Annotated in this window: 9 protein-coding genes; 4 read left to right on the top strand and 5 right to left on the bottom strand. The window is 70.9% G+C overall.

The annotated features are described in order from the left end of the window. Positions 1-117: 117 nt before the first annotated feature. Positions 118-1,062: a M56 family metallopeptidase gene (locus ACWEPG_RS05845; RefSeq protein ID WP_450116801.1), complete on the bottom strand. Its 945-nt coding sequence runs from the start codon at positions 1,060-1,062 to the stop codon at positions 118-120. Between the two features lie 29 nt (positions 1,063-1,091). Next, positions 1,092-1,514: a BlaI/MecI/CopY family transcriptional regulator gene (locus ACWEPG_RS05840; RefSeq protein WP_450116800.1), complete on the bottom strand. Its 423-nt coding sequence runs from the start codon at positions 1,512-1,514 to the stop codon at positions 1,092-1,094. A gap of 135 nt (positions 1,515-1,649) precedes the next feature. Here ACWEPG_RS05840 and ACWEPG_RS05835 point away from each other — a divergent pair, with 135 nt between their 5' ends. Together ACWEPG_RS05835 and ACWEPG_RS05830 are read left to right on the top strand one after the other, a co-directional pair. Then, complete coding sequence (locus tag ACWEPG_RS05835; protein ID WP_450116799.1) at positions 1,650-2,960, top strand: alpha/beta hydrolase; 1,311 nt, start codon at positions 1,650-1,652, stop codon at positions 2,958-2,960. A gap of 89 nt (positions 2,961-3,049) precedes the next feature. Further along, a complete protein-coding gene (locus tag ACWEPG_RS05830; protein WP_452594076.1) occupies positions 3,050-5,521 on the top strand; it encodes a bifunctional lysylphosphatidylglycerol flippase/synthetase MprF in 2,472 nt (823 codons plus the stop codon). A gap of 21 nt (positions 5,522-5,542) precedes the next feature. On the opposite strand, the gene ACWEPG_RS05825 is transcribed toward ACWEPG_RS05830, so the two are convergent. From ACWEPG_RS05825 to ACWEPG_RS05815, 3 genes are read right to left on the bottom strand one after another with little or no spacing between them, the layout of a single operon-like run. Next, positions 5,543-6,427: an ABC transporter ATP-binding protein gene (locus ACWEPG_RS05825; protein WP_452594044.1), complete on the bottom strand. Its 885-nt coding sequence runs from the start codon at positions 6,425-6,427 to the stop codon at positions 5,543-5,545. Beyond that, positions 6,424-7,536, bottom strand: coding sequence for a FecCD family ABC transporter permease (locus ACWEPG_RS05820; protein ID WP_452594075.1), 1,113 nt, complete (start codon positions 7,534-7,536; stop codon positions 6,424-6,426). Before ACWEPG_RS05820 ends, ACWEPG_RS05825 begins: the two co-directional genes overlap by 4 nt. A 2-nt stretch (positions 7,537-7,538) precedes the next feature. Continuing rightward, entirely contained in the window at positions 7,539-8,969 is a 1,431-nt protein-coding gene (locus ACWEPG_RS05815) for a FecCD family ABC transporter permease (RefSeq protein WP_452594043.1), read from the bottom strand. Positions 8,970-9,157: 188 nt separating this feature from the next. Here ACWEPG_RS05815 and ACWEPG_RS05810 point away from each other — a divergent pair, with 188 nt between their 5' ends. Both ACWEPG_RS05810 and ACWEPG_RS05805 read left to right on the top strand, forming a co-directional pair. After that, the gene (locus ACWEPG_RS05810) at positions 9,158-9,889 is read left to right on the top strand and encodes a hypothetical protein (protein WP_450135695.1); all 732 of its coding nucleotides are present in this window, start codon (positions 9,158-9,160) and stop codon (positions 9,887-9,889) included. Between the two features lie 253 nt (positions 9,890-10,142). Then, complete coding sequence (locus ACWEPG_RS05805) at positions 10,143-10,583, top strand: PaaI family thioesterase (RefSeq protein WP_450116820.1); 441 nt, start codon at positions 10,143-10,145, stop codon at positions 10,581-10,583. Positions 10,584-10,643: the final 60 nt, after the last annotated feature.

The raw sequence follows: 10,643 nt of genomic DNA, 5'->3' as shown, positions 1-10,643 counted from the left end.
GTGTCGCCGGAGATCAGCCGCTTCCGGCGTCGCCGGAGATCAGCCGCTTCCGGCGTCGCCGGAGATCAGCCGCTTCCGGCGTCGCCGGAGATCAGCCGCTTCCGGCGTCGCCGGAGATCAGCCCCGGAAGAGTCGTTCGAGTTCGACGAGCCACGGCACCGCGACCGCGATCGTCGGGACCACGAGGATCGCCACCGATGCCAGGTACGCGGCAACGGCGATCGGGAGGACGGTGCCGGAATCCGCGAGTCGCTTGATGCGGGTGAGGGTGTGCGGTCCGCCTGCGGCGAGGGCGCCGTCGGGAGCGCTGGATCCGGCGCAGGTGACCAGGGCGCGGGCCAGCGGTGTCGGACCCGTCACCTTGACCGCGGAGTCGTCGGCGAGCAGTTCGACGAGCAGCTGAACGGAACCGAGCGCGGACTTGCTGCGCACCACCTTCGGGAAGGCTTCGTGGACCGCCGTGAACGCCTCGATCACCAGGTCGTGCCGGGACCGCAGATGTGAGCGTTCGTGCATGAGAATCGCGGTGATCTCGTCGCGGCCGAGACTGTCGAGGGTGCCTGCGCTGACCACCACCCGATGCCGCAGTCCGGGCAGGCAGTAGGCGATCGGTTCTGCGGAGTCGAGGACACGCAGATTGGACGTGCGGCTGCGGTGCGGTTCGCCACGGTCGAGGAGGTCGACGAGCATCCGGTGACGGGAGCGCCGCCGCCGGGTCTGCACCGCGACCGCGGCGATGGAGAAGATGAGCTTCGCGCCGATGAGGACGGTGAGTGCGAACACGACGACGTACGCGATCCACAGCGGGAGGCCGAGCGCGTCGATCTCCTCGAGGGGAGCGGTCGTCGGCCGGCCGTCGTGGCCGGGCACGAGCAGCTGTGACGCGATCGCGAGGCCGGAACTGAATGCCGAGAGGACCGCGGCGATCGCGATCGCCTGCCACAGCACGAGTGCCGCGCCGGGGGCGCGGAATGGCCAGGTGGCGCGCGCGAGCAGCGCGGGCACCGGGCCGGCGAGAAGCAAGGCCATCACGGCGAAGGCCAGTGCGGTGGTGGGGTTCATGGCCTACCCATCATGCACTACGTGCATGGTCAGCTGGCGCGATCGGAACCGGCGTCGATGCTGCGCAGGTGACGCGTGTTCGCCTCGGTCGACTCCAGTGCGGCGAGGGCCTCGCGAAGCGCTGCGGCCTCGTCGGCGTCCACCTTGCCCACGAAGTGGACCAGTGCCGCGACCCGGCCGTCGGACGCGTCGGCCTGGTCGAGCGCGTCGAACATCAGGCTGGCGACGAGTTCGTCGCGGCCCTGCACGGGGAGGTAGCGGTGCGCGCGGTCGTCCCGCTGCTGGATCACCAGGTTTTTCTTCGCCAACCGCTGGAGCACGGTCATGACGGTGGTGTACGCAAGCTCACGATGGGCCGCCAGCGCCTCGTGGACCTGACGGACCGTCTGGGGTTCGGAACTGGACCACAGGTGGTCCATCACTGCTCGCTCGAGCTCGCCAAGTCCTGCCATACGGTCCATCCTACGTACTGTCCGACGCCGGTGCGTACTACTCGTAGTCGTAGTTCTTGCGGCGTACTAATGATTACGTCCTCCCGCGGGGTGGGACGATGCGCACATGCAGGCGAGATGTGGAGAGGCGCTCACGTGGAATGGGTCTACGACCGGTCGCTGATCTCGGGGCCGTTGCCCTGGGTCGTGGCGGCACTCGCGATCGCCGGCGCGTTGTGGCTGCTGCTCGGGCCGGCGGGGAACACCCGCCGCTACCGGCTGCGCGTGCTTCCGGTCTGCGCGACGATCGCCTTCGCACTGACCGCCCTCGGGTGGGTCGTGGTGGAGAAGTGGTGGCGCCCGTTCCCCGACCCCGTCGAACTCCGGGTCTACGTGTGGATCGGGTGCGGGCTGCTCGCGATCGTCCTCGCTGGTGTGAGACTGGTCACCGACCGGCGGTTGACCCGCGCCGTCACCTCCGTACTCGGCGCGCTCGCCGTCGTGGCCGTCGCCGCGGTGCAGGTCAATCTCGTCTTCGACGCCTACCCGACCGTGCGGGACGCATTGGGTCTGCCCGCGGCGAACGCGATCGCCTTCGCCGACGTCCCGCCGCCGGTCGCCGATCCCGTCGTCGGAACCCCCGTGGACGCGAAGTGGACCGAGCCCGTGGACCTACCCTCCGCCGGCCGCGTGGTGACGGTCCCGATTCCCGGCACGGTGTCCGGATTCTCGGCCCGCGACGCCGAGATCTACCTGCCGCCCGCCTACTTCGCCGACCCGCGTCCGCAGCTTCCGGTGCTGGTGCTGCTCGCCGGGCAGCCCGGCAGTCCCGGCGACTGGTTCGCCGGGGGCCGGCTCACCCAGACGATGGACGCATTCGCCGCGCAGCACCAGGGCCTCGCCCCGATCGTCGTGGTCGCGGACGGGACCGGCTCCACGCTGGCGAACCCGCTGTGCCTCGACTCGAAGCTCGGCAATGTCGCCACCTACCTCGCGACCGACGTCCCCGCCTGGGTGAAGGCCAACCTGCAGGTCGACCCGGATCCTCGGGCGTGGGCGATCGGCGGACTGTCCTACGGCGGCACCTGCGCGCTGCAGATGGCCACCAACCATCCGGAGGCGTACCCGACGTTTCTCGACCTGTCCGGGCAGCTCGAACCGACCCTCGGTGACCGGCAGCGCACCGTCGAGGCCGCGTTCGGGGGAGATCAGGCGGCGTTCACCGCGGTCAACCCGATGGACCTGATGGCGACCCGGACGTATCCGGGCAGCGCGGGTGTGTTCGTCGTCGGCAGCGACGATCACGACTTCTCGCCGGGCGTGCACACCCTCTACGCTGCCGCCGGGAAGGCGGGGATGGACGTGCAACTCCGGGAACTGCCGGGCGGCCACAGCTTCGCGGTGTGGTCGGCGGGACTCGCGGACAACCTCGACTGGCTCTCCCGGAGAGTGGGGCTGATCTCGTGACCGCAGTGCTGCCCGCCGTCCGCAGGCAAGCGCGGCGACTGACCGAACTCGTCCGCTTCGGTGTCACCGGGGCGCCGGTGAGCATCGCGATGCTGGTGCTGCTGTGGGTACTTGGCGCGGCCACCGGCGGTCTCGGATCCGCGCCCGATCGGCGCGTGATCCACCAGTTCGCCGCCGGGATCATGGCGTTCGAGCACGGCCGCGTCTGGACGGCACTGACCTCCGGGCTGTGGGCGAACGGCCTCGCAGGCCATCTGGTGGCGACAGCGGCGATCCTGCTGGTGGCGGCGCCGATCGAACACCGCATCGGATCGGCCCGGTTCGCGGTCGCCGCCGTGGCCACCCAGGTCCTCGGCACGTCGATCGCGCTCGGCGTGTCGGAGGCCGTCAAGGTTGTCGACGAGAGTTGGGGGTTCCGGCTGCACATCGGCACCGCCATGAGCCCCACCCCGTGGATCGTCGGCGTCGCGATGGTGGCGAGTTCCTCGATGAACACGCTGTGGCGGCGCCGCCTCCGCGTCGGGACACTCGCGCTGCTGATCACCCTCGCACTGTTCAGTGGCCATCTCCTCGACATGATCAGGCTCTGCTCCGCGGTGGTCGGGCTCCTGCTCGGACCCGTGATCGTCGGCCGCTCCGCGCGCGGTGAGCACCTGGCCGGCACCCGACGCGAGGGTCGTGTCCTCGTGGCGCTCGTCGTCGCGGCCGGCGCGCTGGGCCCGGTGCTTGCCGCGCTGTCGCCGAACGCAGTGGGCCCGCTGGCGGTGCTGCGTGACCTGTTCCGCGAGGTCGGGCTGACGCCTGCCGAGGTGCGCGACCTGTGCGCGCAGGACCGGACCGGTGAGGACTGCCGTCACGGGCTACTGGCCCTGCGGCTCGGAGGGGTCGGGCCGACGATCCTGAGCCTGATGCCCTCACTGCTGCTGCTGGTGCTCGCCGACGGGTTGCGTCGCGGCCGCCGGTTCGCGTGGCTGGCCGCGTGCGTGGCGCAGGTCGTGCTGGTGGCGCTGTCGCTGGTGAACTTCGCGGTCCGCTACGTCGGGTTCGTCCCGGGCGAATCCCTGTTCTACGGGCTCGACTCGCCGACCGTGTACCGCACGCTCGCGCCGTTCCTCGCCCCGGTCGCGGTCCTCGTGGTGCTGCTCGCCACCCGCCGGTTCTTCACCGTGTCGGCGCCGCGGGGCACCTATCGGCGGCTGTGGTCGCGACTCGCGGGTGCGACGGTGGTCCTCGGCGCGGTCTACGTGGCCCTCGGGATGCTCGTACGCAGTGGTTTCGACCGGGAGCCGACGATCGCGTCGCTGCTCGCCGACTACCCACAGCGACTCGTCCCGCCCGTCTACCTGCAGTGGCTCGACCCCCGGTTCCTGCCCGACGACGCGATCACGACCCTGCTCTACGAGTGGACCGGCGTGCTGTTCTGGATCGTGGTGTGCGTCGCGGTGGCGGCCACCTTCCTCACACCGGCGTACGGCGCGCGGACCGACGACGTCGAACGCGCCCGGCGGCTGCTCACCGCGGGCACGGGCAGCCCGCTGTCCTGGATGACCACCTGGCGCGGCAACCGCTACTGGTTCGCGCCGGACGGGGCCAGCTACGTCGCGTACCGCGTGATCTCCGGGGTCGCACTGACCACCGGCGATCCGGTCGGGCCACGGACGTCGCTGCCCGGCACCGTCACCGGCTTCGCCCACTTCGCCACCGGAAACGGCTGGACCCCCTGCTTCTACTCGGTCACCGGTGAGCTGCGCGCGGTCACCGACGCGCTCGGCTGGTCGGGCCTGCAGGTCGCCGAGGAGACGGTGCTGCACCTCGACGACCTCGAGTTCAAGGGCAAGAAGTTCCAGGACGTCCGCACCGCCCTCAACCGCGCCGCGAAGTCGGGGGTGCACGCGGAATGGATCAGCTTCCCCGACGCCCCGCTCGCACTGACCGACCAGATCACCGCCATCTCGGAGGAGTGGGTCGCCGACAAGGGCATGCCGGAGATGGGCTTCACGCTCGGCGGTCTCGACGAGATAGACGACCCCCGGGTCCGCTGCCTGATCGCCGTCGACGAGCATCGCACGGTGCACGGCGTCACGTCGTGGATGCCGGTGTACCGCGACGGCCGCGTCGTCGGATGGACGCTGGACTTCATGCGCCGTCGGGCGGAGGGGTTCCGGCCCGCGATGGAGTTCCTGATCGCGTCGGCGGCGCTGTCGCTGAAGGAGGAGGGCGCCGAGTTCGTCAGCCTGTCCGGGGCGCCGCTGGCGAAGGTCTCCGAGGGCGCGGGCACCGATGCCGTGGACGCGGCGGAGGCGCAGGGGCGGAGCGCGTTCGCCGCGGTGACGGACACCGTGCTCGATCTGCTCGGCCGCACCCTCGAACCGGTGTACGGATTCCGGTCGCTGCTCGCGTTCAAGGCGAAGTTCCAGCCGGAGTACGTGCCGATGTACATGACGTTCGCCGATCCGGCGGCGTTGCCGAGCATCGGTAACGCCGTCGGGCGTGCCTACCTGCCGGACGTGTCGTTCGGTCAGGGCCTGCGCCTGGTGCGCACGATGATCCGCAGCAGGTGACGCCGCCGCGCCCGGGGTCGCCTAGGGCGTCGTGACCTGTTCCGGTCCGCCTGCGGTCCCGTACACGTGCCGGGTGCCGACCGGCACGATCAGCGGCCGGTCGGACACCGGGTCGTCGATCACCCGTGCCTCGAGACCGAACACCTCCAGCAGCAGTTCCGGCGAGATCACCTCGCTGGGCGTGCCGGACGCGACGACCGAGCCCTTCGACATCACCACGAGGCGGTCGCTGTACCGGATCGCCAGGTTCAGGTCGTGCAGCACCATCACCACGGTCCGGCCCAGTTCGGAGTGCAGGCGGTCGACGAGGTCGAGGACCTCCACCGAGTGCGCCAGGTCGAGATAGGTGGTCGGTTCGTCGAGCAGCAGGATGTCGGTGCCCTGCGCCAGCGCCATCGAAATCCAGGCGCGCTGCCGCTGCCCACCGGACAGTTCGTCGATCGCCCGGTCCGCGAGGTCGGACACCCCGGTCAGCGCCAGCGCCTTCGCGACCTCGCCCTCGTCGTCGGAGGACCACTGTCGCAGCCACGACTGGTGCGGATGCCGACCGCGGGAGACGAGGTCGGCGACGGTGAGCCCCTCCGGCGCGACGGGTGCCTGCGGCAGCATGCCGAGGGTCCGCGCGACATCCTTGGTGCGCATCTGCGAGATCGCCTTGCCGTCGAGCAGGACCCGCCCGCTGCGCGGCTTGAGCAGTCGGCCCAGCGACCGCAGCAGCGTGGACTTGCCGCAGCCGTTCGGGCCGATGATCGTGGTCACCACGCCGGCCGGGATCTGCAGGTCGAGACCGTCGATGATGACTCGGTCGCCGTAGCCGACGACGAGGTTCTCGGCGGCGAGCCGCCCGGTCGTCTCGGCGCCCTCGGAGGTTTCCGCGGTGAGCCGGTTGGCTGTGTCGGCGCTCATGCGGTGACCTTTCGGTTGTTGCGGATCAGCAGGTAGATCAGGAACGGGCCGCCGAGCGCGGAGGTGACGATGCCGACGGGCAGTTCGACGGGCAGCATGGTGCGTCCGATGACGTCACTGCCGAGCACGAGCACCGCGCCCATCAGCCCGGAGGCGATGATCGGTGGTCCGGGGGTGCGGAGCAGGCGCATGGCCACTTGCGGTGCCGCGAGGGCGACGAATCCGATCGGGCCGACGGCGGCGGTGGCGATGCCGGCGAGCGCGACTGCGGCCAGCAGCAGCACCGCCTGCCCGGTCTGCAGGCGAACCCCGAGGGCGCGGGCGTTGTCGTCGCCGAGTCGCAGTGCACCGAGGTTGAACGACGAGATGACGGCGGCGGTGCCGACGACCGCGACACCGATCGCAACCGGCCACACCTGTGCCCAGTCGCTGCCGTTGAGGGAGCCGTTGAGCCACACCTGGGCGCGGGCGACGTCGTTGATGTCGGCGGAGATCAGGAGCCACTGGATGAGCGCGACGAGCATCGCGTTGGCGCCGATGCCGATCAACACGATCCGGTAGCCCTGGACCCCGCCGCGCCAGGCGAGCAGGTAGATCACGGCGGCGGTCACGATGCCGCCGAGCAGTGCTGCGAGGGGGATGCCGAGGACGGCGAGCGCGCCGACGAAGCTGCCGCCACCACCGACCACGATCAGTGTGACCGCGGCCGCGCTGGCGCCCGCGGTGATGCCGAGGATGTCGGGGCTGGCGAGCGGGTTGCGCAGGATCGACTGGGTGATCGCGCCGGCGATGCCGAGGGCCACGCCGGTCAGCAGTGCGGTCAGGCCGCGTGGCAGGCGCAGATCCATGACGATGAAGCGCTCGACCTTGGATCCGCCGCCGAACAGGATTTCCGCGACGGTGGGGACGGGGACGGAGAATTCGCCGCGGCCGATGTTGACGCACAGCAGTACGAACGCCGCCGCCAGCAGCGCGGCGGTGATGGTGACCATCGCGGTCCGTCGGACCAGGGAGATGTTGCCGACCCGGAACGCGGGCCGGGACGGCACGGTGGTGGGCAGCGGCGGGGCCCCGTTCTCCGGGGAGGTTCCCGTCTGCGCGTCGATCAGGCTCACAGGGACACCAGCTTCCTGCGCCGGACCAGCGCGATGAAGAACGGCGCACCGAACATCGCCAGCACGATGCCGACCTGCAGTTCGCCCGGGCGGACGACGACACGGCCGATCACGTCGGCGAGCAGGACCATGATCGCGCCGAGCAGTCCGGCGTAGGGGACCAGCCAGCGGTAGTCGGGTCCGGTGACGAAGCGGGCGACGTGTGGGACGACCAGGCCGACGAAGGCGATGGGCCCGCAGGCTGCGGTGGCGGCGCCGGTTAGGAGGGTGATGGCGACGATGCCGATGGCGCGGCTGAGGGCGACGTTGGTGCCGAGGCCCCGGGCGACGTCGTCGCCGAGGCTGAGGACATTCAGGCTGGGGGTGCTGGCCAGCGCGATCAGCACGCCGATCACCAGGAACGGCAGGACCTGCCACAGCACGTCGGTGCCGCGGCCTGCGACCGAGCCGACCACCCAGAACCGGTAGCCGTCGAGGCTGGTCTGGTCGAGCAGGATCACGGTCTGCGTCATCGACTGAAGGAACATCGCGACCGCCGCGCCGGCGAGGGCGAGGCTCAGTGGACTCGCCCGGTTGCCGCCGATCGAGGCGATGCCGAAGACGACGACGCTGGCGGCGAGTGACCCGGCGAACGCGAACCACAGGTACTGGCTCGGGGTGGAGAAGCCGAGCAGGTAGATCGACAGCACCACGAACAGCGCGGCACCGGCGTTGAGGCCGAGCAGGCCGGCGTCGGCGAGCGGGTTGCGGGTGTGGCCCTGGATCAGGGCGCCGGCGATGCCGAGCGCGATGCCGACGGCGACGGCCAGCGCGGTCCGCGGGATCCGCAGGGTGCGCACCACGAGGTCGGTGTCGGTGCCGGTGGCCTGGAACAGGGCGTGGAAGATCTCGCCGAAGTCCATCGGGCGTGCCCCGACCGCGATCGAGGCGACGACGGTCGCCAGCAGGAGCAGCAGCAGGACCGCGAGCCCGAGGAGACGTCGCCGGCGGATCGCGGTGATCGAGTTGTCGGCGCGGATCGGGACGAAGCCCTCGTCGAGGGCGGTGGCGCGGCGGACGACTTCGACGCCGGTGCGGGGGAGCAGGGCGCGGCGGGTGCCGAGCGGGGCGCCGGTCGTGGCGTCGCGGACGATCAGGTCGAGCCAGGTCTTGCCGAGGCCGGCACCGGTCGTTCCCTCCCGGACGCCGCGGTTCCAGACGAGCAGTCCGGCGGCGACGGCGACCGCGACGACGCCGAAGACGACCCGGTCCATCTGGCCGCCGCCGTTCGCGTCGCGCAGCGAGTCGACGATGAACCAGCCGATGACCAGCGGCAGGGCGACTGTCGCGAGGTCGATCGCGGTGGCCAGTGCACGTCGGGAGCGTGGGGCCGGGCCGCGTGGAACCTCCCGGACCGCGTAGTCCACGTCGCCGGGGATGGTGGTCACGGGCGTGCTCCTCGTCGGCTGAAGTCGGGACGGTTGTTCAGGTTACGTAACCCTATCCAAACCAGGGACCCCGGCTCGCAGCGCCCAATTGACTTGTGGTTAGGCTAACCTACATTCGATCTTGCTCGACGACGAAGGAGTGGGCAGTGCCGACGACCCTCTTGCTCGACCCCGCACCGGCCATCGCGATGCGTGGCACCCGCGCCGCAGCGGGCGCTGCCGCCCTCGTCGAGTCCTGTACGCGTCTGCGGTCGTTGCATCCGGAATATCCGCGGGTCTACGCGGTCGCGCAGATGGCCGAGCAGCCGAAGCGGCGCTGGTGGGCTGTCGAGCAGGGGATCCGGGGTGACCGGCTGGACCGGATGCTCGCCCGCGCCCTGGAGGACATTCCGGATCGTGAGGCCGCCGGAATATCGGTGGCGTCGGCGCTGATTCACGCCGTCGTGGGGCGGGTCGCCGCGCTGGTCGTGCTGGAGGGGCGCGCGTGGGACGCCGGACTGGACAACCTGTCGATCCACATGGACAGCGACGGCTGCATCGACTGGGCCGGGGTGTGGAACCCCGTGCTTCGGGTCCTGCCCGGCGATCGCTGGGACGGGTCGCCGAGCGCGGTCACCCTGCCGTGCGAGCGTGCGCTCGCGATGTGGACGGCCTGCCGGTGCCGGTCGGCGCTGACCGCGATCTTCGACGCGCTCGACCGCCGGGTGCCGCTGGATCGGACGACGCTGTGGGCGATGGTCGGCGAGGCCGTGCTCGGTGCGGCGACCCTGGTGCCGTTGCGTAGTGGCCTCGCGCCGTCGGTGGCCGACCGTCGCGGGCAGGCCCTGCTCGACGCGTTCGAGACCGCGGGGTTGCAGGTGCGGTCACGGGCCGGCCGGCCCGTCCTCCGGCGTGTCCCGACGCATGCGCTTGCTAGTTAGGGCAGCCTTGCCTATAGTTGTAGGCGTGATGAACCACTGGACCGCGCCGGAGTCCTGAGGGCTGCAGAGACTCCCGGTCCCTTCCACGGCGGGCCCCGCACCGATCACCGGTGCGGGGCCCGCTGGCGTAGGCGTGTTTGACTTGGGCTGCGCCCCCGGCCGGAGGTGGCGCCCATGATCTTGTTCGAGCACGGGACGTACGGGAGTGCACATGAGTGAATCGACCACCTCGCAGGCAGCCGCGGCGCCCTCGATGGAGGACGCACTGACGCGGATGACGCCGGCCGACGCATCTCCGATCCTGAACCAGGGGTTCTGTGAAGCGATCGGGCTCGAGTACCTGGAGGTGACCGGGGACCGGGTGTGCGCCCGCTGGGAGGTCGGCCCGCACCTGTTCCAGCCCGCGGGCATCGTCAACGGCGGCGTCCACTGCACGGTCATCGAGACCCTCTCCAGCATCGGCGGCAGCGTGTGGCTCGGCGACCGAGGTCACGTCGTCGGGGTGAACAACAACACCGACTTCCTGCGCGCCAGCCGCAACGGCACCCTGACCGCCACCGCGACACCCGTGCATCGCGGCCGCACCCAGCAGCTGTGGCAGGTGCAGATCGTCGACGAGCAGGATCGGCTCGTCGCGCGCGGCCAGGTGCGCCTGGCGAACATCGAGGACACCGGCCGGCTCGCGAACGGCTAGCCGCGCCGAATCAGTTCCCGGCCGCCTCCTCGAGCGCGGTCAGGAACGCGGCGGGCTGCC

Source organism: Rhodococcus sp. NPDC004095, from assembly GCF_053604015.1.
Note: the sequence above shows the minus strand (reverse complement) of the source record. Positions and strands in the feature narration are given on the sequence as shown.

Coding starts and splice junctions, on each gene's coding strand:
- ACWEPG_RS05840 (WP_450116800.1), bottom strand. CDS start 1,514: ATGGCAGGACTTGGCGAGCTCGAGCGAGCAGTGATGGACCACCTGTGG.
- ACWEPG_RS05805 (WP_450116820.1), top strand. CDS start 10,143: ATGGAGGACGCACTGACGCGGATGACGCCGGCCGACGCATCTCCGATC.
- ACWEPG_RS05825 (WP_452594044.1), bottom strand. CDS start 6,427: ATGAGCGCCGACACAGCCAACCGGCTCACCGCGGAAACCTCCGAGGGC.
- ACWEPG_RS05845 (WP_450116801.1), bottom strand. CDS start 1,062: ATGAACCCCACCACCGCACTGGCCTTCGCCGTGATGGCCTTGCTTCTC.
- ACWEPG_RS05810 (WP_450135695.1), top strand. CDS start 9,158: ATGCGTGGCACCCGCGCCGCAGCGGGCGCTGCCGCCCTCGTCGAGTCC.
- ACWEPG_RS05830 (WP_452594076.1), top strand. CDS start 3,050: ATGCTGGTGCTGCTGTGGGTACTTGGCGCGGCCACCGGCGGTCTCGGA.